Origin of the sequence: Streptosporangium subroseum (assembly GCF_900188345.1) — a bacterium.
Classification (GTDB): Bacteria; Actinomycetota; Actinomycetes; order Streptosporangiales; family Streptosporangiaceae; genus Streptosporangium; species Streptosporangium subroseum.
The window spans coordinates 1-22,866 of sequence record NZ_FZOD01000105.1 but is presented as its reverse complement, the minus strand read 5'-3'; the positions used below and the strand labels follow the sequence as shown (position 1 = coordinate 22,866).

The following is a 22,866-nucleotide window of genomic DNA, read 5'->3' as shown; positions in this document are numbered from 1 at the left end:
CCCTGTGGATCGCGGGAGAGAAAGACGGCCATCCCGCGCTTGCCCGATGGACCGGCCGTGAATGGAGGCCGGTTCCCCGGCCGCCCATTCCGCGCGTGTACAAGGACCAAGGCGAGACGAGCGTGCGCGACATCGCCGTCGGCGACCAAGGGGAGGTGTGGGTGCTCGGCTCGATGTACTGGATCTGCGGTGAAGAGGAGATGACGTGCATCAGACCGGTGCTGATGAAATGGGACGGCGTCCGATGGACGGTCAAGGTCATGCCCGAACGATCCTCCATCGGAAGCATCGTCTCTGACGGCGCCGGCGGCCTCTGGGCGACCGCCCCTCGTAACCTGGCCCACTTCACCGGCGGGGAGTGGGAAAACCACCCGATCGCCCGTGGACCCTTGGGCGGCCGGACGGTGGCACAGCTCGCCCGGCGTCCTGGGGCGTCGACGGTATGGGCCGTCGGCCAGGACGGGACCGAGGACGAGAAGATGCCGTTCTCAAACGGCGCGATCTGGAAAATGGACCCGTAGGCATTGCTCCCGTGTACCCAACCCCGACGGCTCGCCACCACGTCTCTCGTCGGGCGCCACAGGATTCAGACTGTCCCTTAAGACTCAGGCAAGCTACTGCGTCACAGCCATGTTCGGCAGTCCGACAGGCCCCACTTCAAGATCGAACGTAACTTATCTGTTCGCTTTTAAAGGCAGCCCGCCCTCGGCGGTCTGCCGCGCGTCGGCCGGTCACGGCCGGCACCGCCCACGCGCTCACTGCCACCAAGACGACGGATGTGAATCGGCGAACATTTCTATCTATAACGAGAACCAACGGTGCTATGGACCGATAGTCGGCAGGTTTGCCGGTTGAGCACTGACGATCGCTGACTCCAGCTTGGCGCCGTTCAGATCTGGGCGATCAGCTGCCGCGGCCCTTCTGCGTCGGGCCTTGCCACTGGATGAGGGGGTGACGTCCGGTCGATCCGTTCGGCGAGGAAGGTGATGACGCATCAGTCATGCTGTGCTGTGAAATGAATCTCCTCCTCGCGAGCCTGTGAACTCACAGGCCGGGCAACTTCACTCTTTGCTGAGGCGTTTTGCTTTTTCGGAGCAGTTCAGATTCCAGGAGACCCGACGATGATAGATGGTGCCAGAGCGAGGCTGGAGCGATGACGGTCGGGGTGCCGCTCAGCTAATTCCGATCTACTGCCCGTGCGTCTGGCAGATACATATCGGCTCCTCGCCGAAGAACTGACTCTGCGGTCGAGCGTGACTTGGGCCAGATCTGCAAGCTCACCGTCATGCGAGCCGACATCAACGTGGGGGCATGGCTTGCGGGTAATTCAGAGGTCTTCTTGGTTGTAATCGCAGGTTAAAAGCTCGAACGTCCTGTTATAGGTACGGGAGGCCGGGTATGCAGCGCGGACAGATCGATCGCAAGGTGGCAAATATGATCCAAGCACTACAAAAGATCGGAGTGCGCTCCAGCACCATGTACGCCGCTGGATTCGTGTCCATCGGCTTGTCCGTCGCGTCGTGGATGGCGTCCTACTTCGGGGAGCGCGCGGGCACCGATCGTGCCGACCGGTGGGGTCTGTTCATCGGCGAATGGGCACCGACATTCTTTGCGCTTGGTGTCGCCCTGCGCATCGAAGAGAACCACCCAAACCCACAAGATCTGGAAGAGCGCAGGCAGCGCGAGGAGCTCAAGGAGCGGGCCGATGAGTTCGTGGGCGCGGGGGCGTCCCACCCGGCTCCGTGAGGAGCAGATTGCTCACCGGGTGTCGCATCGCATCAGTTTCAACTTCCTAGCGCTTAGGAGAGCAGAGGAGACAGAGCATCATGACTAATCCCATACCTGGCCAAACAGTCGGTCGCTCACCCGCCGGATCCCATACCGAGGAGACGACAGAGACGAGAGCGGCATTCAAAACGACCGAGTTCCTGGTTTACCTCGCTGCGGTGGCCGCGGTTGTGATCACAGCACTGATGGTCAACGACGAGACTCGCGGCCCCGGTGGTGACCCCTTCGGCGCGGATCAGGCCATCAGATACATCGTCTTCCTGACCGTCGGCTACATGCTGGCCCGGGGTCTGGCGAAGGCCGGAAGCTGGGCACGGCACGACAATCACCGTTGAGCCCGGGAGTCGCACGGGGCTCGAGAAGCTCGGCCACCTTGATACAAGGCATATCCCGTAGTCGATCCGAACACGGGGGACTGGCCGTCACCTCACTCGTAGCCGCACCTGCTTGGTGGATGTCGCCAAGCAGGTTGCGTGCGACGCGACCGGGATATGGGCTTTTATTGAGGGCCATCACCGCGCCATCGCGGCAGAGGCCGACTATCCCTGGCCTATGTCCACGGCGCCATCCGGGCAGGCTGCGCCAGGTCGTCGTAGGCCTGTCGTACGCGCTGGGACCGAAACCTCCCAATCGGGCGGAAGGCGGCGGACATAGAGATCGAGGGGGCGGTACTCGCGTCCGCCGTGGGCGCGCACCGTGCGGATGAGTTCCAGGTTCTCAAACAGCTCCGAGTGCATTCGCTCCAGCCGGCCGCCGCCGTACTCATCGATCTGGATCTCCACCAGGGCGGCTTTGGTACGGCCGCGCAACCGGGGAATCGCCCAGGTGTGCGGATCGGCTTCCTTCAGGTGGTAGATCGACCGATGCGTGGCGAATTCCCGAAACTGGTCCAGGACGGCTTTTCTTTCCAAGAAGGTCGACAGCCGGGGGCCGCCGGCGTCGGTGAATGGGGTTCCGTGCCAGTGGGCCCACTCGGTGGTGAAGGTATCGATCGTGGTCGCCTCATAGAGATCGTCGTAGATGTCAGCGATGGCGCGGCCGTAGGCGGATGCGTCGAACACCTGCGCCATGAAACCCCATTCCTTCTTCCTGGCCCGTCGGAGAGTAACCATTGGACTTCGTGGGGCGTGACCGCGCTCACTGCGGGAAATCAGACGCGCATGACTGGTTCATATCGAAGTGGAGTATCCGTCTCCGCTTCTGCAGGCGGGACATCCCCCCGTTCGGCCGGGTTGGTGCTCGGCCTCGGAATCGGCGGCTTCATCGACGGGATCGTCTTGCACCAGCTCATGGGGTGGCATCACATGCTCAGTGGCTGGTATCCCGACGACGAGCACGTCAACATGATCGGTGATGGCCTGTTCCACCTCGGCTGCCTCGTCATCGTCGTCATCGGGGTACTGCTGCTCTCCCGGACACGACCGGTTCCCCCGAGGGAACTCATCGGCTGGATGATCGTCGGCTGGGGGGTGTTCAACCTGGTCGAAGGGGTGATCGACCATCAGATTCTCGGTGTGCACCATGTCCGGCACGGGCCCGGGCAGTTCCTCTACGACCTGGGATTCCTAGCTCTCGGGGTGGTATTGATCGTGTTCGGATTCGTCCTGGCGCGAATTCCCTCCGCCAGGCGGGGTAAGCAGGCCGAGAACAAGGGGGGAAGGCCATGAGTGATCGCCAAACGGTGCCCGAGCTGATGGATCAAGACGATGTCGTGGACCTGCTTCTGGCGCAGCACGCGCTGATCCGGGATCTGTTCGACGAAGTGGAGAAGGCCTCGGCTCAGGAGCGGCCTGAGGCATTCCAGCGGCTGGTGCGGCTACTGGCCGTGCACGAGACAGCCGAAGAGGAGATCGTCCATCCTTACGCCCGCCTCAAGATCGACGGCGGTAAGGAGGTGGTGGACGATCGGCTGGCCGAGGAGCACGAGGCCAAGCAGCTGCTCCTGGAGATGGACAAGGCCGGCGCCGGCGATCCGCGGTTCCTGACGAACCTGGCTGCGCTGCGGGCGGCGGTGATGGCCCACGCCAGGAGTGAGGAGCGTTATGAGTTCACCCAACTGCGTGCCCACACCAGCGAGGCCGAGCGCCGCGCCCTGGCGGTGGGGGTGAAAGCGGCCGAGGCGATGGCGCCGACCCATCCGCATCCGGGAGTGGAATCGGCGACCGCGAACCTGCTGATGGGCACGCCTACGGCGATCATGGATCGGGCCCGGGATGTGATCCGCCAGGCCATGGGCAAGAACGGCTGACCGGCCGGTCGTGCCCGTGTACGGCCCGCGCCCGGCAGGGCCGCGCGCCTGGAATCGGCTGGCGGCGGTGTTCACCCGTGATGGCGGCATCGTCGCCTGGACCCTCCAGACAACCGGCGCCCGCGGGTTTCGGCTAGCGGTGGGCGCGCAGGCTGGGCAGCGGGTGCGGGCCTTCGGTTTCCAGCGGGACCCCGAAGTGGTAGGCCTGTTTGAGGTAGGGGTCGGGCTCCATCCGGGCCACCCAGGCGGTCAGGTCGACCGCGACCTGCTCGTAGGCGATGGTGGTCTCCAGCACCGACGCCAGGCCGGGCAGCAGCCAGTTGACCGCTTTTTGTTGCTGGGCCTCGATGTAGCGGACCTCGGCCAACCAGTGCTTGACCTCCATGTCCGGCAGTGCCGGGCGAACCGGTGGCTGAATAAGATCGCCTCGACCTCGACGCCGTTCATCGCGATGATCCGGCATCGCGTTTAGAGATCGGCGTGGTCGATCGGCAGGACGTTCAGCTCACGCCAAGTTGCGCAGCTGCCGTGGTGCACGCCATTGGCCGTTCAGGCGCGTCTCGGACTGGTGGGGCGTCGCGTGTTGCAGATGGTGGAGCAGGAACGTCGGATCAATGGTGCTCACGGCGGCCCTGCCCTGCGGCACCCAATCGTGATCACTTGCGACATCTCGTCACTTTTGAATAGTCGAAGTCCGCTTTTACCTTGTGCGGGTAAATCGTGCGAAGTGAGACCGGCCCGATAGAGGGCGATGTCGACCTCGTCGGTGTCGTCGCGGTGGCGAGATTTAGATATGCGTCATGATCATCTTGTTTTTGGGCTTTGATATGGCGATTGACCTTAGCGGTGGTCGTCGCGCCGCGCCCAGCTGCCGGCCTTCGCCAGGCCCCGGGCCACCATGTAGCCGACGCTCAGGAAGACGATGTATCGGATGGCCTGGTCGGCGCCGAAGGGGTCGCCGGCAGCGCCGCGAGTGTCGTCACCGACGACGAGAGCCGTGATCACAACCGCGACCACCGCGGCGATGTAGACCATGAATTCGGTTGTTTTGAAAGCCGGTCGGGTCTCCGTCTTCTGCCTGTCGTGAGATACCGCGGCCGAGCGGCCGAGTCCGGGATTTGCTGCGGTCTGAGGGTTATTCATATTGTTTTTCGCCTTATCTCTTTTTGGGGTAGTGAGAAGTGAATTATCTCACTTGCGCTTCGTTACCCTCCATATCGCGGTCAAAACACGCACGCTATTTAAGCTGCCGTAAATGCGTAAAAATTCCTTGGTGAAGATTTGCCCTCATTCGAGCATGTCATCCAGCGCCGTCGGCTGATGTAGCTGACCTGCTCATGGCGGATTCCGCTCCAGGACGGAGTCCAGGTCGTATCCGCAGGCCGCGGGGATGTTCTGTCGTGAACTTCGCTGCGGGTTGGAGCGGCCCGCCTGGTGAGATGAGCGCCAGTGGTGGACATCCTGAGGCACGAGCCGACCGGTGGTGTCGACGACGTCGAAAGTCAGCTCCGTCTCGTCGTGCCAGACGGTCAAGGTACCGCTTCCACCGCCGTGTTCCAGAACGTTGACCGCGGCTTCGTTGGCGGCGAGCAGCAGGTCCTCCAGTCGCTCTTCGGCCGACCCTGCATCCGTTGCGCGGTGGTGGATCCGTTGCCGCAGGGCGGCCAGGTCGGTAGTGATCGGCCCGGTCCTCGGTGATCGGTGCCTACACAGATCCCCTCGTGCGGATGCCGTATCTGCTGGATCTCACCGGGGGTTACCGGATTCGCCCGCCAGACTCAGGGCGCTTGCCGACGAACTACACGGGGGCGACCACCCGCTCTTGCCTGCTTAACCATCGGCGACCGGCAACCGCGTCCCTGCCAGGGTTATGGCATCGGTGTGGTGGCCGGCGTGGAGATGGTCAGGCACCCCGTTGGCGAGTAGCCTGAAAGAGCGGTGTCTATCGTTGGTAGGCCCCCGAGCCTGCGGCATCCTACTTGCATTGATCTCGTGCCGTCCTGACCTCGCGGCTGGTCTCTTTGACGAGCCCCCGGGAGGATCTGGCATGGGCGACACCAATGGCGCCACCTGCGCACCGATCTACGACGACGGGACGTTACGCATCACGTCGACGGTTCACCCGCCGGGGATACGACTGGAGGGAGAACTGGACCGTAGCGGGGTGCCCGCCTTGATGGCGGCGCTGGCCGGGGCGGCCCATACGGCGGACCAAGACGATGGCCCCTTTTACGCCGATCTGAGCGAGCTGGATTTCATCGATGTGAACGGCCTTCGCGTGCTGATCACCGCCGGCCTCGGCATGGGAGGCTCCAGCGCGGGTGTCGTCCGGATGGTGACGGCCTCGGTGGTGGTGCTCCGCCTGCTACGGCTCACCGGCTGGGACGAGGCGCCTGGATGGGATCAAGCGCCTGCCGTGCGCTTGGATGAAGCGCAGCCCGACGCCGGAGCCATCGCCGCCGCACTTTCCAAGCAAGGCCCCGGCCCCGATACCGCTAATCAGCGTTAGCTCAGCGTTTCCGCCGAGCCATATGAGTCGTCTTCGCGACGGCCTGCCTGCCCCCTTTCGGCCTATCTCGTCCGCCCTCCCGGGTGAGAGCTCCGAACTGGGGGTGCGGCCGCTACCTCCCAAGGCGTATGCTGCGCTATGTATATGACCGATCGCCTAAAGTAATGATTTGGTCATGTGGTCCATCGCGAAGTTTCGTGGTGACCGTGCCGCCCGGACCCGCGACACACGTGTAGGTGCGGCGTCGGCGAGGGCGCACCTCCGGGTGAAAGTTTCCTGGAGGGTGCCCCGCCCGACCCCGCTCAACGCCTAGATGGTGGGAGCGGCGATGGACGAACTGATGATCTCCACTGCGCAGATGAACGGGTTGATGGTCATTACGGTGCGTGGGGAGCTGGACATCATCGGCAAGCCACTGCTGTGCACGCGAATCGACGACGCCTTGCGCACCGGTGACGGCCCCCTGGTCATCGACCTGTCCGGAGTGTCGTTCATCGACGCCCAAGGTTTATCGGCGCTGATGGTGAGCCGGCGGCACGCCACCGAGCTGAACCGGTCGCTGACGCTGGCCGGGGTCTCGGCCGCGGTACGGCGACTGCTTCAGCTCACCAATCTGGAGGACAGTTTCGTCATGATGGCCTCGCCGGACACGGTCAGCCCGCCCGACGCCCGCGATCTGCTTGCGCGGATGCAGTGATCGGCGTGCTGGTCGGGCCGCCCGGCCGGGTGGACGGGTGGACGGGTGGACGGGCCGGACTCTGGTCCCTGCCTACCGCTTGAGCAAGGGGCGGAGCTTTCTACGTCATGACCGGTTCCCGTTTGCAAGTAGGCGTCCAGTTCGTGGCGACGACCCAGGTCAGGGTGGTTTGTGGTGCAACGGCTTGCACTCTTGGCCTGGACAACACCCTCATCGACCTGGACGAGGCGTTTCAGGTGTGGGCCGGGAAGATCGACAGCACCGCGTAGTAGGTCAGTGCGGCGGCCCACGTCGGTCAGGCTGTCCTGCTGGAACTCCTTGACGGTGCGTTTGAGCACCGCCCACCACAACTTTTGGGCAGTTCGGTGGGGCTTTCCGGAGCCCTCTGCTCTCCCGTCGCGCGATCGGAGCCGGCGGTCGGGCGTCGGGTGTCGTGGCCTCACATGGGGGCAACGCCTCCGTCGGAGCGCCGCCGTCCCCATGGACGGGGGCGGCGGCACTGGGGTCTACCGGTTTGATCTACTGCCGACCGGTGGGACGGGCGTGCTCGCTCACCTGCTGGGCCTGCTCGCGAGCATGGTCACCGGTGGTGTGCGCGGCCTGCGTGGCGGTCTCCTTGACCTGCTGGGCGGCGTGCTGAGCCGCTTCCTTCGCTTCCTGGCCGAGGGTCTGGGCCGACTCCTGCACCGCCTGCTTGACCGGCTGGATCACTCCGTTGGCCTGCTCCATGAGTTGGCCCGCAGCTCGTTCCTCGGCCTTGGTCTTGGGAATGAGGGTCGCCGCCAGCAGCCCGGCGCCCAAGGCGATCATCCCGGCGGCCAGTGGGTTACCTTGCGTGCTGCGCATCGCCTGTTGCGGCGCGTTCTGGACTACCTCGCTCACCTGCTGGGCTCCCTGCTTGACGGTGTCGGCGGTGTCGGAGGCGACGTCTCGAATGGTGCCGGCCGTGTTGGAGGCCGTCTCGGAGACCGTGTCGCGGACACTGCTCGCGGCGTGTGAGGCCTGGTGGCCGACCGTGTGGGCGGTGTGGGACGGAGTCCCCATCACCTGTTCGCGCACTGACCGCAAGCGCCGGCGCACGACATCGGTGCGCCGACGCGCGATTCGCGCCGGGCTGGTGCGATCGGCCAGACGTTCCACGTCCTCGGCCAGCTCGGCCCGGGTGGCGTTGATCTCGGCTCTTATTTCGTCAGGTCCCGCGCCCATCGCGCATCCTCCTTGAGGGTTTCAACGGTACGTTCCGGCGTGGGGGAAACCTGGCGCAGCCGGGCGCGCCCGCTCACGTACAGGGCCGCGCCGGCCACCGCCCAGATGACGGCGACGATGAGTGCGGCCCAGCCCAGGTCCATGACGTTTCCCAGGCCGAACATGACGGCCAGCGTCACCAGGACGGCGACCATGTATCCGGCGAATCCCGCGCCGCCGAGCAGTCCTGCCGCCTTGCCCGCCTTGGCCGCCTCTTCGCGGACCTCGGCCTTGGCCAGCAGCAGCTCCTGGCGGACCAGTTTGGACAGGTCTTCGCCGATCTCCCCGACCAGCTCTCCCAGCGACGGTTCCCGTGCCTCGGGGCCGGGGTGGGTCATCGGATCTCACCACCCGGTCTCCCCGGCGCGGGCGGGGCGCCGAAGCCACCGAATTCCTCTGACGGTTCCTGCACCGTGATCGGTCGCGTGCGGTACGGCTCGGCCGGCGGCTGAGTTGATACCGGCGGCGCCGTTGCCGCCGGTCCGGGAGCCGAGGCACCCGGCGTGTGCGAGCCGCCGCCTCCGGTCTCGGGAGAGGTCGTGGAGGTGGCGCCTCCTGAGGCCTTGGCGATCCTGCCGATGAGGAAACCGGCGGCCGCCGCGCCGGCCAGGAACGCTCCAGGACGACGGCGCGCGAAGCTCTGGACCTCCTGGACCACTCCGGTCAGGCCGTGCTGGTCCAGGTAGTCGGCCGCTCGCCGTCCTCCGTCGGCGACCTGCTGCACGACTCCGGAGACCGGCGAGTCGGGCTTGGCGCCCTCGCTCATCGAAGCCAGGTCCTCAGCCCACTGGCGAATTCCCTGGGCGGCGCGCTGGCTTTGGTGCTGGGCCTGATCCCCGACATGGCCGCGTAGCTGGTCGACGACCTGGCGAGCCTGCTGCTTGGCCTCTCCGGCCACCGCCTGGGTTTGTCCCTTGGCGGTATCGGCCACCTCCCCGGCGGCGGACCTGGCGTGCTGAACCGTGCTTTGAGGGCTGTCCTGAAACTCCCGGCTCTGGCCTGGGCGCTCTCCCGCCCCGGTCGGATAATCACTCATCGATGCCCTCCAAAGGTTGTGCATCTTCGATTAAGGAGGCAATTACCCTCACCGGCCATTTCACTCGTAAAACATCCAAAAGTTATTTAGAGATCTATAATTTCCAGGATTTTTTGCCCGTTGAACTGCCCTTCGGCAACTTTTTTATTTTTCTGTCCCCTCGCTCCGCTCGCACCCGCCCCCCGGAGGCCGGTGTCGTGGCTGAGCATGATCCCGGTGGCGTGTTCATCACCACCAGACCCGGTGTCCGCCGATCATCACCGACGACTCCTTCGCTCCCGGCGCCAGTCGGGGTGATCAAGGGCGACCCGGCGGGCGCCTCGCTGCACCGATCACGTCCTCCGGCCGCTTCGCGCGGCCAGAACGCGACCTCGTCGATCAATGGCAGGCCTCCTCGGCGGTGTCGTGGAGGTATTCCGGATCTGCGAGCCTGCGCTTCTCATGTGGATGTTTGTCCATTGGGGAGCGGGTAAGGGCTCGCTCACAGGCGAAAGAGAGGCGTCGCGAAATAAGAACGCCGCGCACCCGAAGGAGCGACACCGGCACGAGACGCTCACCCGGAATTCGAACCCTGATCCAAGAGCTCAGGAACAAAGACGATTTTTACGGTCATATCGGAGGAGAACATATGGCATCGACATCGCGGTCGCCCGACCACGAACCCGGCACGCCACGGGGCATCGGCCCGCAGGGTGTGCAGGCCCGCAGCGAACTGGCCCGATGGATCAGCGGTGCCGACGTCTTTCCCGCCGACCGTTCCACCTTGCTGGCCCGGGCGCAGGAGCAGGGCGCGCCTGATGCGGTGCTTGAGGCGGTGCGGTCACTGCCGGAGCAGACCTTCGCCACCCTGGCGGAGGTGGCGCAGACTCTCGGCTACGGCAAGGAAGAGACGGGACAGGGCTGAGACCCGCGGGTGATCACGGTTTCTCGCACGAATGGCCGTGATCACCCGTGGCCCGACCATGAGGGGTGAGGGCATGGGTGCTGTTGCGGTGATCGTGGTGGACATGCTGAATCCCTACGACCACGAGGACGCCGACACTCTGGAAAAGAGCGTCGAGCAGATCCTGGAGCCCCTGGCGGGACTGATGAGGCGTGCCCACCGGCATCGAGACGCCCGGCTGATAGTCGTGAACGACAACCACGGCGACTTCGCCAACGGCAAGGTCAACGGAGTGATCACCGGGTTGCGCCGGGCCCGCCCCGAACACGTGATCATCGCTGACGACGACGTCCGCTACGGCGGGAGCGAACCGGCCCGCCTCGACGCCCTGCTGAAGAGAGCCGACCTGGTCCGCCCGCAGAACCGCTTCGACCCGATGCCGTGGCATGCTCGCTGGGACAGCGCCCGCACCCTGCTCAACTGCGGTTTCGGCGCCGACCACCCCGGTACATTCGGGGTGCGCCGCTCGACTTTCCTGGCGATGGGCGGTTACGACGGGAACGTGTTGTTCGAAAACCTGGAGCTCATCCGCACCGTCGGTGCCCACGGTGGCCGCGAGGAGCGCCCTTCAATCTCTACGTCCGTCTCTTAACCGGTGAGAACCTGGGCGACCAGGAAACCGTTGAGGGCGATGATCACGATGGTGACCGCGATGCCCAGCGCCGTGGTGCGGCGATGGTTGACCAGGGCACCCATGAGTCGGCGGTTGCCGGTGAAAGCGACGAGGGGTACCAGGGCGAAGGGGATGCCGAAGGAGAGCGCGACCTGGCTCAGGATAAGCGCGTGCGTGGGATCGACGCCGACAGAAAGAATCATCATGGCGGGAACGATGGTGATCAGGCGGCGCACTGGAAGTGGCACGCGGCGACGCAGGAAACCCTCCATGATGACCTGACCGGCGTAGGTGCCCACACTGGAGGAGGCCAAGCCCGAGGCGAGCAGAGCCAGCGCGAAGGCGACCGCCGCCGCCGGGCCGAGGACGTCACCTATGCCGGCGTGGATGGCCTGCAGGCTGCCGGGGTCGCCACCGTGAAAGGTGGCAGCCGCAACGGTCAGCATCGCCATGTTGACCAGCCCCGCGACGCCCAAGGCGATCGCGATGTCGATGCGGCTGGCCCGCACCGCTGCGCGCAGACCGCTGATTCTGCCCTGGTGCTGGGTGAGAGCCGAGTGCAGGTAGATGACATGGGGCATCACGGTGGCACCGATGATCCCGGTCGCCATCAGCAGGCTGTCCGGTCCGGCCAGGCGAGGCACCAAGCCGTCGACGGCACCGACGAGGGAGCCCGATCGCAGCACCTGGTAGGCGAAGCCTGCCAAGACGATGACGAGCATGCCGGTGATGACCGCCTCGAACCGATGACGACCGCGTGGTGCCAGGCCGAGCAGGAGGAAGGAGACGGCCGCGATGATCGCGGCCCCCGGCAGCAGCGGGACGCCGAACAACAGGTTCAGGGCCAACGCGCCGCCGATGAACTCGGCCAGGTCGGTGGCGATGGCGACCAGTTCGCCCTGAACCCACAACACCATGCTCAGCGGACGTGGCAGGTGGTCACGGCACAGCTGCGACAGGTTCCGGCCGGTGGCGATGCCGAGTTTGGCCGACAGCGCCTGGACGAACATCGCCAGCAGGTTCGCGGCGGCGATCACCCACAGCAGGAGATACCCGTAGCGAGCACCACTGGACATGTTGGTCGCGAAGTTGCCGGGATCGATGTAGGCCACCGAGACGACGAAGGCCGGTCCGAGCAGTGCGGCCCGTCGCAGCAGGCCTGCCGGCAGCCACCGGGGCAAAGGCGTGCCGTTGTCACCGGCCACCGGGCCGGTGACCGGTGAATCATCCCGGTGGTGGCGGGAGTCGAGCACGAAGGCCTCACATCGAGTAGGTCCGCCGACGTTACGAGCACGCGGAACGCGGCCCGGCCCGCCACAGCCGGCCCGCCTCGCGCGGCGATCAGGTCAGCTTGTCCTTGAGCTTGCCCAAAGGCCCGGTCTCGGTGCCCAGAACGGGCCCCTTTGGCTCACCCATGGCGCCGTCGTAGGTGTCGTACAACGCGGGGTCGGGCGGCGGCGCCGTGGCGACACCGCCGAGCGGCTGGGGATCGAGGAGATAGGAGAACTCGTGCCGGCCGTCCGGTTGCGGACCGGATGCCCAGCCGCCTTGCGTTCCCTCGGTCCCCTCCGACAGATCCCAGATCGCGGAGGCATGCTCGGCGTGCTCCTCGTCGAACAGGGAGTTTGGCGCGATGACGTCCTCCAGGCCGTCCTCCAGGAGTTCCTCGATGGCCTTCAGCCACAGGTTCTGGTGCAGCGTGTCACGGGCCAGGTTGAACTTCAGCATGTCGCGCACGCCGGGATCATCGGTCATGTTGTAGAGCCGCGCTGTCTGCAGGCGGCCCTGTGCCTCGGCGGCGACGTTGGCCCGGAAGTCGGCCAGCAGGTTGCCGCTGGCCACGATGTAGCGGCCGTTCCACGGATAGCCGTTGCTGTCGGCGAGCAAAGGGCCGCCGCCGGAGACGATGGCCTGCTGGAGATCCATCCCGCCCAGCACGGCACCCATGACGGGGTCGCCGGCGGCCATCTTCGTGGTCGCGGTGGCGGGCGCGCCCTCCAGGAGACGGGCGATCATTGTGGCGATCATTTCGACGTGACCGATCTCCTCGGTCGCGATGTCCATGATCAGGTCTTTGTACTTGCCCGACATCCGGCAGTTCCAGCCCTGCATCAGGTACTGCATGGTCACGGTCATCTCGCCATACGCGCCGCCGAGCAGTTCCTGAAGTTTGTGGGCGTAGACGGGGTCGGGCTTTTCGGGCTTGGATTCGAACTGCAGGTGCTTGGTGTGCAAGAACATCAGCCGCTCCTCATGTCGGGACTCTACGTAGAGCCGCCCGGAGCCGCCCCCGCCTGCCGACGAACAGCGCGACCCCTTTGGTGGATCTGATGGGGGTCACTTCCGAATCCGACCACGCCTGTCGAAAGCATCATGGGAACGACACACCATCGATCACCGCCCGAAGTACAAAATCCCCGCTGACCGCGGACAGGCGGATCTGAAACCGGTCAACGTGGACCCCACCACGCCCAAGGCCCACCACGCGGTGCGAGACGCCCCCCACGGCGTGGCCCAAACGCTGCTGACCGCGCACCAGCTACGGCACACTCCGCGCTCCAGCACCTGGCCATCGAGCTGCGGCTGCCTTGGCGGCTCAGGGGCCCGCCGACGACGGCACCCACGCGGTTGTGGGAACGCGGTCCGGCATGCGTCAGCCGAGCGACGACCGCTCCGGGCCGGTTGTCGCGGCTTGCGGGCGAAGCATAGTCTTATGTACAGCGTCATCACCCGGGACCAATGGTCTCGGACATTCGGCCGTCCAGACCTCGCGGCGCAGTCTTGAGCGAGCGAAGGACACCTATGAACGGCCGAACGACGTTTCTCACCTTCGACGATGGAACGCTGCGCATCACTCCGTTCTCCGAGCCGCCAGGGCTGCGCATCGGCGGAGAGCTGGACCGCCATGGCGTGCTCGCGGTGACGACCGCGCTGATCGCGGCGTGGAGCGAAAACCGTCCTGTGTATCTTGACCTCGGCGAGCTGCGGTTCATCGATGCGGGCGGCCTGCGTGTAATCGCCGGTGCGGCGGGCAGCGGCACCGTGCGCTTCGTCGCGGTCTCCGATGCGGTACGCCGGCTTCTCCACCTCACCGGGCGGAGTGATCTATTGTGCCAATGCTGGGCCCGGGAGCTGTCACCGTTTCTCAGTTCGGAATTTTTTGAAGGCACCGCAATCAATGACGTGGCAAATAGCGGAGGCCGATGGATCAGCAACGAACAGTGATCGCGTGGGACTTGATCAACGCCCTGGTGCTCAAGGACGGCAAGCCGGTTTTGATCGACACGGTCTGCCGGGCGTGTGCCGAGACCTTCGGCGCGCAGGGGGTGGGCGTCGCTCTCACCAGTGAACTGTTCTCCTACGAGCCGATATGCGTCACGGGTGAGACCGGCCAGCGGCTGGTTGATCTGCAGGCCACGCTTGGCGAAGGGCCTGGCCTGGACGCGCTGATCGAAAGGCGGCCAGTGCTGGTTTCGGAGTTGGCCGGGGAGAACGCCGCTTCGCGATGGCCGATCTTCGCGCCCGCCGCCGTCGATGTGGGGGCTCGGTCCATGTACGTCTTTCCCCTGATGCTGGGGGCGATCACGGTCGGCGTTCTGGAAATCAGCAGAGGGGCGCCTGGAAGACTCACTCGGCAGGAGACCGCGGAAGCCTTGGCGTTCGCCGACGCCGCGCTGCTGATCCAGACCCATCAGCTCGTCGCTCGCGCGGAGCCTGCCGCTGTCGAACTCGGGCAGGTGGAACGCTGGGCGGAGGTGCATCAGGCGACAGGCATGCTCGCCGCTCAGATGGACACCGATCTGACGACGGCCTTCGTCCGGTTGCGGGCTTACGCCTACGCCGAGGGACGCGGTCTACGGGAGGTGTCCCGTGACGTGCTGGCGCGGATTCTGCGTTTTAAACCGTAGTGATTACGATAGAACCATAGAAATGAGTTGAGACAGGTGAGCGAAGTACTCTACCGCAGAACCGCGCAGGTCTTCGTCGAACTGGCTGACACCCTGGTGGCGGGGTTCGACGTCATCGATTTTTTGCAGATGCTGGCCGAGCACACCGTGGAGATCTTCGAGGTCGACGCGGCCGCGATCCTGCTGGCCGACCAGCGGGGCGCGCTGATACTGATGGCCGCCTCCGATGACGAGGTGCGGCTCCTGGAGCTGTTCCAGCTGCAGGAACAGGAGGGCCCCTGCCTTGACTGTTTCCACAGCGGCGAACCGGTGACGTGCACGGACCTGTCGGCCGACTCGTCCAGGTGGCCGCTGTTTTCGGCCGCTGCCCACGAGGTCGGCTTGCACGCGGTGCACGCGTTCCCGCTGCGGCTGCGCGACCAGGTGCTCGGAACGCTGGGCCTTTTCAACACGGTCCCGGCGGAACTGCCGCAGGACACCATCTCTGTGGCACAGGCGCTCGCGGACGTGGCCACGATCGGCATCTTGAACGAGCGCACGTTGCGCGAGCAGCACGTGATCACCGAGCAGCTCCAGTACGCGCTCAACAGCCCGGTGCTGATCGAACAGGCCAAGGGCATGCTCGCCGAACGCGCTCGGATCGACGTCGGCCACGCCTTCACCGTGATCCGCAAGTACGCCCGCGACCACAATCGGACGGTGTCCTCCGTGGCACAGGATCTGATCAGCAACGCGGCGGGAACGACGGATCTCATCGCCGCGGCCGTAGCGCACCGGGCGACCAGATCACGATGAACTGCGCACTTGGCTTCTTGGCGCGGTAGATGGGGCGCCGGTAAGAAGTGCGTCACACGGCCCAAACGGGCAACACCTCCGCAGGTCACGGTAGGCGACTGAGATGCCGGCTGAGATGCCGGCCGAGACCGAGTTCCGGTTGGGACGTTCGGGATGAGTCCGACGCAGGAGTGGCGTGATAACGCAGTAGGCGACGTTTTCCCCGGTCGTGCTGCCCGGTAGGAATCCCTGATCAAGCCACCCGGGGCTCCCGATTACGCACCGTCGCGTTGGACTGTGTGACGCACTTCTTACCGGCACCCCGATATACAGGTCAGTGTGCGTCGAAGTCATCGAAGCGTTCGAGCATCCGCCTGAAGACTCGTACGCAGGCGGTAACGTCGGCGCCGGTGAGGTCACCGCCGACATGGCGCAGCAGGGCGTGTTTCGCTAGCGGTCACGGCAGTGACGGCCGCCCGGCCGTCGCCGGTCAGCCGAATGAGCAAGGACCGCCGGTGAGCGGGATTCGGGAGGAGTTCGACAAGATGCCGCGCCGCGGCGTCATTGACCATCCGCTGCAGGTACTGGCGGTTTAGCGCCTGGACGCGGCTTATCTGCGGGACGGTCGTGAGCCCACGCTCGTGGAGTAGCTCCAGGATGGCACACACGCTCACCCAGGGTCTTTGGATGAGCAATTGTCAAATTGCCCTGACCACCGCGCTCGACGAGGTCGCCGGTCTGAATGACGGTGCCGCCGCCCGGGTTCCGGGCCTTCAGCCGGCTGAGCACCCGCCCCGGCAGGGCAAGGGAGTCGGCGTTGCCGTCCGGCACCTGCATGTCTCCCAGGAGATAGACCGGCTGCCCGGCGGCGCCGCCGGCGAGGAACTCGCCGCGCACCCCGGTCCAGGCCGACGTGTCCTTGGGGGCGGGGGCGCCGTGTCCGCCGGCCACGCCCAACCGGTACTGATACGTCGTGCCGACCTTCAGCCCGTTCAGGCGGAACTCGTGGGAGCGCAGCGTCTGGCCCGTGATGGAGTGCTGGTAGACGGGCTCGTTGTTGCCGACCGTGTTCACCTCGAAGGGACGGTCGGCGGTCGAGGTCAGCACCTTGGCCTTGGACCAGTCCTTCGACCCCTTGGGCAGGACCTGGGCGTAGACCTTCTCGATGTCGCGGTCGGTGGTGACCGCGACGCCGGCGGATCCGGGTTTCTCACCCACGGACACGTTGCCGCCGAGGCGGAAGACGTCCGCCGGGGCCGGTGCCTTCTGGGAGACCTGGATGCGACGCAGTTCGGCGTTGGTGTTGCCGAGGTTGTCGGTCGCCTTCACGACCACGAAGGTGTCGTCGTACGAGCGGATCCGGAAGCCGCCGTCGGTGACCGGGACCTGTCCCGCCGAGTCGAACACCTCCAGCGTGGTCGTGGGCACCGTACCGGAGTCGTCGGTGGCCTTCACCTGGGGCAGGCGGATGCTCTGCCCGTACGCCGCCGTGGTCGGCACGGTGCGGGGACCGTGATCTGCGGGGCGTAGTTCGCGCCGCGGGTGGTCTCGCCGATCCAGATCGGGGCGGAGACCAGGAAGTTGCCGTCGGCCTGCTCGGCGCGGACGTAGTAGTAGTCGCCGTCCTTGACGTTCAGCTTGGCCGTCAGCGACAGGTCGTTGCCGTTGATCTTGCCGAAGTCGTGGGCGACGGCGCCGTTGTTGGTGACGAGGCGCGCGGAGGTGAAGGAGTCTCCCGCGTCCGGGTCGGTGAGGCGGAGGTCGACGTCCAGGGTGGTGGTGCGGCCCGGCAGGATCGCGCCCATCAGCTTGTTGTCGCCGCCGAACGCGAGAACCGCGTTGCCGGACCCGTCGACGCTGCCCTTCTCGGTCGCCCGTGCCGTGACGTGCCAGTCGGTGTTGAACACATTGATGTGGCCGGTGCCGTCGTACCAGGTGTTCTCGACCGCCGGCACCGCGACCAGGTCGTCCTGGGCCGCGTTGAATTTCGCGGCGCTCTCGTGCAGGGAGCGCCATTCGGCGGAGTCGGCGTCACGCCAGTTCTCGACGAAGTCCTCGCCGTTGCGGATGTCCCACATGACGTCGTGCTCGGTGACCGCGAAGAAGTCGGCATCGGTCTCGTCACGGACGTGCTCGTAGGCGTTCGGTGGCAGCTGGACGCCGTCGCTCACCGAGGTGTGGGCGTGAAACTCACCGGTGTAAAGCGACTTGCCGAGGAAGGACGGCCGGTTCCGGTCCGCAGCCATGGCGGGGGACGGGGTGACGGCCAGGGTGCAGGCCACGAGTGCGATCGCTGCGATCGCCCCGGGCCAGGAAGCTATCGGTAATGCGCTGCTGCGCCTCATTCTGCTGCCGTTCTTGAGTAAACAGGATGAAAATAGATAAATCACAACAGAAGGAACAGATCACTTCGCGTGCGTATCGCCACGGTGAACCAGCAGAGAACCGCACTTACCCCGGCTGCGAGTGGCGGAATGAGGCCCGATGGTCTGACCTGCAATTTCTCGCGAGCAGTTATTCAATGGAATGGGGAATGCTCTGGCTCGCCGGGCGGAGGTAACGAGGGTGATCGCCCGAAAACCGATTGCCTGGACGCGGGCCGGCCAGCAGAATCCTCACCGTGATCTCTCAACGTCGTGACCGCCGCTGTCCGGACATCACCACACACATTGAGGATCACTGCCTTGAGCCATGCCATACGTGAGTACAGCCCCGCGGATGAGACTTCCTGGCTGCGCTGTCGAGCGCTCTCCTTCCTGAGCACCGCCTATTTCGACGCCGTCTTCAACAGCAAGCCCCAGATCCAGGCTCCAGGCTTCGAACTGGTCGTGGCCGATGCGTACGGGACCGTCACAGGGATCATGGACGTCACCGTCGACGGTGAGCTGGCGACCATCGACACCATCGCGGTTCATCCCGATCACCAGCACCAGGGCATCGGCCGCGCTCTGCTCTCCGAAGCCCGCGCCCGCGTCAGCGCGCTTGGCGTGCCGACGCTGGATGCCTGGACCAGGGACGATCCGAGCACATTGCGCTGGTATCGGGCCACCGGTTTCACCGAGAGCGAGCACTACCTGCACGTTTACGCGAACTCCTCCACCGAGGCCGGTGAGCCGGACCGGGCCATCGGCGAACGGCGGCCAGGGCTACGACCGGTGATGGCCTTCCTGCACGCGAATTTGCGGGACGAGCGGTCAATGCGCGAGCAGTTCGCCCGCGTGCACATCTGCCGTCGCTTCGCACTGGAGCTCTGAGTCATGCTCCCCTCACCTCGTGGTCGGCCCCGCCGATCACGAGGTGAGGGCTCTCGGCCTGCGGCCGCCGGTGGATCCACCTTGATCACACCGTCGTAAAGCGCGTCCCGGACACCCCTCCACCACCCCTGGGCGGATCGTCTCCGACGGCGTGTTTCTCCCGGGGTGACCCCGCGGTCCTCGTCCGGTGCAGGGCCGGCGGCCAGTGATGTCCGCCACATCGTCGCCTCGCCGGAGCGAGCCGTATTCGACCTCGGCTGCCGAGAGGCTGAAGGAGATCGCCTCCCGGTCACGCCCCTCTCAAACCTGACCCGCCGGCGGCGCCGCGACGATTTGACCAGGGGTGGAGCAGGAAACGGCCGGTCTCGGACGAGCGCCGCCGCCGGCCGGAGGGCCCGTTGCCGGCGTTCGCACCGCCGGGGTATCGCGAGGCGATGGCCACAAGATCGGACAAAAAGATACATACCCACCATAAAGTTGCCTGAGGCAAGCATATATATTGCCTCAGGCAACCAGATGGGATGCCGACACCACGATCTCCGGGAGGAGCTGCTTGTCCGGCTGAGAACGTCTTCGTGATCCCCAAAGCCGGCACCAGCTGCTGCCCAGCCCCCTCCAGCTCAGGTCCAACGCTTCTCCCGATGCGGTCGGTCAGTCTCGATAACCGGCAGGCATGCGGTCGCCCCGGAAGTACAGGGCGAGGCCCCGCGCCGCCACAAAACTCCCCCCGCCAGGCTCCAGGCGAGCTTCGACGTTCATCCCTGCCCGTCTGGCGCCTCCCTCACGCACGGCCCGAACAGTGAAAGGAATTCGATGACAACCGCAGTATCGGCCGAGGCCCAGGAGGCTCCACCTGGCTCGGCCGTCCCGATGACGCATCGGCAGGTCCTGGAAGCGCTGTCGGGGCTACTGCTCGGTCTCTTCGTGGCCATCCTGTCCGCGACCGTCGTGTCGAACGCGCTGCCCACGATCATCGCCGACCTGCACGCGACCGAGGCCACCTACTCCTGGGTCATCACCGCCGAACTGCTCGCCACCACGGTCACCACCCCCATCTGGGGCAAGCTCGCCGACCTGGTGAGCAAGAAGGTCCTCGTCCAGCTCGGCCTGATCATCTACGTGGTCGGCTCGGCGCTCGGCGGTCTGGCCCCCAACGCGGGGTTGCTCATCGGCGCCCGGGTCATCCAGGGCATCGGCGTGGGCGGTCTCACCGCCCTGGTCCAGGTCATCATGGCCGCGATGATCTCGCCGCGGGAACGCGGCCGGTACTCCGGCTATCTCGGCGCGACCTTCGCCCTCGCCACCGTCGCCGGCCCGCTGATCGGCGGCGTCATCGTGGACACCGACTGGCTCGGCTGGCGGTGGTGCTTCTACGTGGGCGTGCCCTTCGCCATCATCGCGCTGATCGTGCTGCAGAGGACCCTCCGCCTTCCCGTGATCAAACGAGAGGTCTCGATCGACTGGATCGGCGCCGCGGTGTTCTCCGCGGCGACCTCGCTCCTTTTGATCTGGGTCTCCTTCGCCGGCAGCAAGTACGACTGGCTGTCGTGGCAGACCGGGGCGATGGTCGGCGGCGCGGCGCTCCTCGCCGTGATCTTCGTCGCCGTGGAGCTCCGGGTGAAGGAGCCGCTTGTGCCGATGCGCCTGTTCGCCCACCGGGCGATCAGCCTGTCGGTGGTGGCCAGCATGCTCGTCGGTGTCGCCATGTACGGCGTTACGACGTTCCTCAGCCAGTACTTCCAGCTCGCCCGGGGCGAGTCACCTACGATGGCCGGCATCCTGACCCTGCCGCTGATCTTCGGTCTGGCATTGACGTCGACCGTCGTGGGACAGATCATCACTCGCACCGGCCGCTGGAAGATCTTCCTTATTCTCGGCGGCATCTGCCTGACGGCCGGGATCGCCCTCGCCGGCATGCTGCGGTTCGACACCGATTACTGGCAGATCGCGATCTACATGTTCCTCATCGGCGCGGGCGTCGGCATGATGATGCAGAACCTCGTCCTGGCCGTGCAGAACCAGGTCCGGATGCAGGACCTCGGCGCGGCCAGCTCCGTCGTCGTGTTCTTCCGCACGCTCGGCGGCACGGCCGGCGTCGCCGCGCTCGGCGCCGTCCTGGCCAACCGCGTCGCCGTCTACACCAGCGACGGCCTGACCAAGCTGGGCCTACCCGGCGCCGGTGGCGGTGACGGCACCATCCCGGTGCTGTCCGAGCTGCCCCCTCCGGTGCGGGGGGTCGTGAAGAGCGCGTTCGGTCACGGCGTCGGAGACATCTTCCTGTACGCCGCGCCGCTGGCACTGCTCTCCCTGGTCGTGGTGCTGTTCATCAAGGAGGTCGCGCTGCGCGGCTCATCCACCGACGTGCCCGCCACCGATGCGGGCACCCCCTCGGACAACGGCACGATGGCCGGCCGCCACGCCCAGGGCCACCCGAGGGAGCTGGTGTCCGTGGGCGCCGGTCACCAGAGCGGCAACGGCCTGGCCGATGCCCAGACGGCCATCAACGGCCCCGCCACCGCACCGCTCCGCGTCCCGAACGTGGCGTACGCGTCGGCGGGTACCACCGATCCGCAGGACCTCGGCGGCGGCAGCGGAATCCGCGGCTTCATCCGGGGCTCCGACGGCACGCCGGTGAGCCACGCCACCCTCACCCTGATCGACATGCGCGGCCAGCAGCTCGGACATACGGTCACGCAGGCCGACGGCTCGTACAACGTGAGAACTCCCGCGGGCGGCACGTACGTGTTGATCGCTTCGGCCGCCGAGCACGACCCGCAGGTCGCGACCCTGGCCGTCGGCGACCAGCCGCTGGAGTTCGACCTGATCCTGGCCGGCTCCGGCAGGCTCTCCGGCACCGTGCGCGACACGGAGGGCAGGCCCGTCGCCCAGGCGATGGTCATCGTCACCGATGTGCGCGGCGATGTGGTCACCACGGGCGCCACCCTCGACGACGGCACCTTCGGCTTCACCGGCGTCGTCGCCGGCACGTACACCATCGCGGTCAGCGCCGGGATCTACCGTCCGGCGGCGGTGCCGGTCGAGGTCGGCACCGGACACACCACCCAGGACATCGTCCTCCAGGCCGGCGCCCGGGTCCGTGGCACGGTCCGTGTCAAGAACGGAGACGGCCCGCTCGCCGACGCCCGGGTCACACTCCTCGACACCGCCGGCAACGTCGTCGGCACGGCGACCACCGGTGAAGACGGCGAGTACGCGTTCGCCGACCTCACCAGCGGCCAGTACACCGTCATCGCCACCGGCTACCCACCCGTGGCCAGCGCCGTCAACCTGGCCGGGCAGGGCGACGACGACCACGACCTCTGGCTCGGCCACGCCGAATGATCCCAGGTACGCCGGGCCGCCTCCCCTCCGTGAGCGTTCACGCCCGCGGAAGGGGAGCGGCTCACAACGCCCCCGTCCCAGCGCAGCCGTCCCCGTTGAAGTGAAAGCAGGAACACCCATGGAAAGCACGCGTTCAGGGCCGCGTGGCCTGCACGCCGTGGTGCGCACGAAAGACGGCTGGGCGGTACAGCACGCGATCATCACCGTGACCGACGGGTACGGCAACCAGGTCGTGCGGGCCGAGGCGGACGCCGAGGGCGCGGTGATGACCGCTCCGCTGGCGCCCGGCGTCTACACCGTCGTCGTCACCGCGGTCGGCTATTCACCCATCGCCTCGACGGCGATCGCGACCACGTCCGGCACCGCCGAGCTGGGCGTCCTCGTGCTCGCCCGGCAGGGCGGTGTGGAACTGCCGCCGCCCGGCGTGTGGACCATCGATCCCGCTCATTCGAAGGTGGCCGCGACCGCGCAGCACCTCGGGCTGTCCAGCGTGCAGGGAAGGTTCACCG

25 protein-coding genes and 2 pseudogenes are annotated in these 22,866 nt (G+C 66.1%); 15 read left to right on the top strand and 12 right to left on the bottom strand.

Annotated elements, in window-relative coordinates; genetic code table 11:
* The 3 genes and pseudogenes from CHC08_RS45920 to CHC08_RS50365 form a co-directional block, all read left to right on the top strand.
* Positions 1-521, top strand: a pseudogene (locus CHC08_RS45920) (hypothetical protein); the annotation flags it as partial.
* 877 nt (positions 522-1,398) lie between these two features.
* Positions 1,399-1,746 carry a hypothetical protein gene (locus CHC08_RS45915; protein WP_245878982.1) on the top strand — a complete coding sequence of 116 codons (348 nt, stop codon included), beginning with the start codon at positions 1,399-1,401 and terminating at the stop codon, positions 1,744-1,746.
* 200 nt (positions 1,747-1,946) lie between these two features.
* Positions 1,947-2,123 carry a hypothetical protein gene (locus CHC08_RS50365; RefSeq protein ID WP_179282622.1) on the top strand — a complete coding sequence of 59 codons (177 nt, stop codon included), beginning with the start codon at positions 1,947-1,949 and terminating at the stop codon, positions 2,121-2,123.
* Between the two features lie 384 nt (positions 2,124-2,507).
* On the opposite strand, the pseudogene CHC08_RS45910 reads toward CHC08_RS50365, so the two are convergent.
* Positions 2,508-2,681, bottom strand: a pseudogene (locus CHC08_RS45910) (iron-containing redox enzyme family protein); the annotation flags it as partial.
* Between the two features lie 342 nt (positions 2,682-3,023).
* Between CHC08_RS45910 and CHC08_RS45905 the strand changes: the two are divergent.
* Together CHC08_RS45905 and CHC08_RS45900 are read left to right on the top strand one after the other, a co-directional pair.
* Positions 3,024-3,455 (top strand): DUF2243 domain-containing protein, encoded by a 432-nt coding sequence (locus tag CHC08_RS45905; protein WP_245878981.1) that lies wholly within the window; start codon positions 3,024-3,026, stop codon positions 3,453-3,455.
* A complete protein-coding gene (locus tag CHC08_RS45900) occupies positions 3,452-4,036 on the top strand; it encodes a hemerythrin domain-containing protein (RefSeq protein WP_245878980.1) in 585 nt (194 codons plus the stop codon). The genes CHC08_RS45905 and CHC08_RS45900 overlap by 4 nt, the downstream gene beginning before the upstream one ends.
* 133 nt (positions 4,037-4,169) lie before the next feature.
* Here the strand turns inward: CHC08_RS45900 and CHC08_RS52165 are convergent, their stop codons facing one another.
* From CHC08_RS52165 to CHC08_RS52845, 3 genes are all read right to left on the bottom strand, one after another.
* Positions 4,170-4,421, bottom strand: a complete 252-nt coding sequence (locus CHC08_RS52165; RefSeq protein WP_245878979.1) for a hypothetical protein — start codon at positions 4,419-4,421, stop codon at positions 4,170-4,172.
* Positions 4,422-4,876: 455 nt separating this feature from the next.
* Positions 4,877-5,071 (bottom strand): hypothetical protein, encoded by a 195-nt coding sequence (locus CHC08_RS51070; RefSeq protein WP_218825815.1) that lies wholly within the window; start codon positions 5,069-5,071, stop codon positions 4,877-4,879.
* 300 nt (positions 5,072-5,371) lie between these two features.
* Positions 5,372-5,683, bottom strand: a complete 312-nt coding sequence (locus CHC08_RS52845) for an ATP-binding protein (RefSeq protein ID WP_338055743.1) — start codon at positions 5,681-5,683, stop codon at positions 5,372-5,374.
* A 400-nt stretch (positions 5,684-6,083) separates the two neighbouring features.
* On the opposite strand from CHC08_RS52845, the gene CHC08_RS45880 reads away from it, so the two are divergent.
* Positions 6,084-6,545, top strand: a complete 462-nt coding sequence (locus CHC08_RS45880; protein WP_179282621.1) for an STAS domain-containing protein — start codon at positions 6,084-6,086, stop codon at positions 6,543-6,545.
* A gap of 328 nt (positions 6,546-6,873) precedes the next feature.
* Positions 6,874-7,242 (top strand): STAS domain-containing protein, encoded by a 369-nt coding sequence (locus CHC08_RS45875; RefSeq protein ID WP_179282620.1) that lies wholly within the window; start codon positions 6,874-6,876, stop codon positions 7,240-7,242.
* 519 nt (positions 7,243-7,761) lie between these two features.
* Here CHC08_RS45875 and CHC08_RS45870 read toward each other — a convergent pair.
* Genes CHC08_RS45870 through CHC08_RS45860 form a run of 3 tightly spaced genes read right to left on the bottom strand, consistent with a single transcriptional unit; the run spans position 7,762 to position 9,523 of the window.
* Complete coding sequence (locus tag CHC08_RS45870) at positions 7,762-8,448, bottom strand: DUF3618 domain-containing protein (RefSeq protein ID WP_089213662.1); 687 nt, start codon at positions 8,446-8,448, stop codon at positions 7,762-7,764.
* A complete protein-coding gene (locus tag CHC08_RS45865) occupies positions 8,424-8,825 on the bottom strand; it encodes a phage holin family protein (protein ID WP_089213661.1) in 402 nt (133 codons plus the stop codon). The genes CHC08_RS45870 and CHC08_RS45865 overlap by 25 nt, the downstream gene beginning before the upstream one ends.
* Positions 8,822-9,523, bottom strand: a complete 702-nt coding sequence (locus CHC08_RS45860) for a hypothetical protein (protein WP_143653663.1) — start codon at positions 9,521-9,523, stop codon at positions 8,822-8,824. Before CHC08_RS45860 ends, CHC08_RS45865 begins: the two co-directional genes overlap by 4 nt.
* A gap of 628 nt (positions 9,524-10,151) precedes the next feature.
* On the opposite strand from CHC08_RS45860, the gene CHC08_RS45855 reads away from it, so the two are divergent.
* Positions 10,152-10,427, top strand: a complete 276-nt coding sequence (locus CHC08_RS45855; RefSeq protein ID WP_089213659.1) for a DUF2795 domain-containing protein — start codon at positions 10,152-10,154, stop codon at positions 10,425-10,427.
* A 73-nt stretch (positions 10,428-10,500) separates the two neighbouring features.
* Positions 10,501-11,058, top strand: a complete 558-nt coding sequence (locus CHC08_RS45850; RefSeq protein WP_245878978.1) for a glycosyltransferase family 2 protein — start codon at positions 10,501-10,503, stop codon at positions 11,056-11,058.
* Here CHC08_RS45850 and CHC08_RS45845 read toward each other — a convergent pair.
* Both CHC08_RS45845 and CHC08_RS45840 read right to left on the bottom strand, forming a co-directional pair.
* On the bottom strand, positions 11,055-12,332 hold the full coding sequence (locus CHC08_RS45845; RefSeq protein WP_245878977.1) for an Nramp family divalent metal transporter: 1,278 nt from the start codon (positions 12,330-12,332) through the stop codon (positions 11,055-11,057). The two genes, CHC08_RS45850 and CHC08_RS45845, sit on opposite strands and share 4 nt — an antisense overlap.
* 88 nt (positions 12,333-12,420) lie before the next feature.
* Entirely contained in the window at positions 12,421-13,320 is a 900-nt protein-coding gene (locus CHC08_RS45840) for a manganese catalase (protein WP_089213658.1), read from the bottom strand.
* Positions 13,321-13,881: 561 nt separating this feature from the next.
* Here CHC08_RS45840 and CHC08_RS45835 point away from each other — a divergent pair.
* From CHC08_RS45835 to CHC08_RS45825, 3 genes are read left to right on the top strand one after another with little or no spacing between them, the layout of a single operon-like run.
* Entirely contained in the window at positions 13,882-14,304 is a 423-nt protein-coding gene (locus CHC08_RS45835; RefSeq protein WP_179282619.1) for an STAS domain-containing protein, read from the top strand.
* Complete coding sequence (locus CHC08_RS45830) at positions 14,283-14,987, top strand: GAF and ANTAR domain-containing protein (protein ID WP_143653662.1); 705 nt, start codon at positions 14,283-14,285, stop codon at positions 14,985-14,987. Before CHC08_RS45835 ends, CHC08_RS45830 begins: the two co-directional genes overlap by 22 nt.
* 36 nt (positions 14,988-15,023) lie before the next feature.
* Positions 15,024-15,782: a GAF and ANTAR domain-containing protein gene (locus tag CHC08_RS45825; RefSeq protein ID WP_245878976.1), complete on the top strand. Its 759-nt coding sequence runs from the start codon at positions 15,024-15,026 to the stop codon at positions 15,780-15,782.
* Between the two features lie 395 nt (positions 15,783-16,177).
* Here the strand turns inward: CHC08_RS45825 and CHC08_RS53180 are convergent, their stop codons facing one another.
* From CHC08_RS53180 to CHC08_RS45815, 3 genes are read right to left on the bottom strand one after another with little or no spacing between them, the layout of a single operon-like run.
* The gene (locus CHC08_RS53180; RefSeq protein ID WP_218825814.1) at positions 16,178-16,429 is read right to left on the bottom strand and encodes a MarR family winged helix-turn-helix transcriptional regulator; all 252 of its coding nucleotides are present in this window, start codon (positions 16,427-16,429) and stop codon (positions 16,178-16,180) included.
* Positions 16,323-17,261, bottom strand: coding sequence for a fibronectin type III domain-containing protein (locus CHC08_RS51065; protein ID WP_218825813.1), 939 nt, complete (start codon positions 17,259-17,261; stop codon positions 16,323-16,325). The genes CHC08_RS53180 and CHC08_RS51065 overlap by 107 nt, the downstream gene beginning before the upstream one ends.
* Complete coding sequence (locus CHC08_RS45815) at positions 17,213-18,043, bottom strand: CehA/McbA family metallohydrolase domain-containing protein (RefSeq protein WP_089213655.1); 831 nt, start codon at positions 18,041-18,043, stop codon at positions 17,213-17,215. Before CHC08_RS45815 ends, CHC08_RS51065 begins: the two co-directional genes overlap by 49 nt.
* 402 nt (positions 18,044-18,445) lie before the next feature.
* Here CHC08_RS45815 and CHC08_RS45810 point away from each other — a divergent pair, with 402 nt between their 5' ends.
* The 3 genes from CHC08_RS45810 to CHC08_RS45800 all read left to right on the top strand — a co-directional run.
* Positions 18,446-19,015 (top strand): GNAT family N-acetyltransferase, encoded by a 570-nt coding sequence (locus CHC08_RS45810; protein ID WP_089213654.1) that lies wholly within the window; start codon positions 18,446-18,448, stop codon positions 19,013-19,015.
* Positions 19,016-19,828: 813 nt separating this feature from the next.
* Positions 19,829-22,357, top strand: coding sequence for an MFS transporter (locus CHC08_RS45805; protein ID WP_218825812.1), 2,529 nt, complete (start codon positions 19,829-19,831; stop codon positions 22,355-22,357).
* Between the two features lie 118 nt (positions 22,358-22,475).
* Positions 22,476-22,866 (top strand): carboxypeptidase-like regulatory domain-containing protein (locus tag CHC08_RS45800; protein WP_179282618.1); only part of this gene is annotated, 391 nt, incomplete at its 3' end.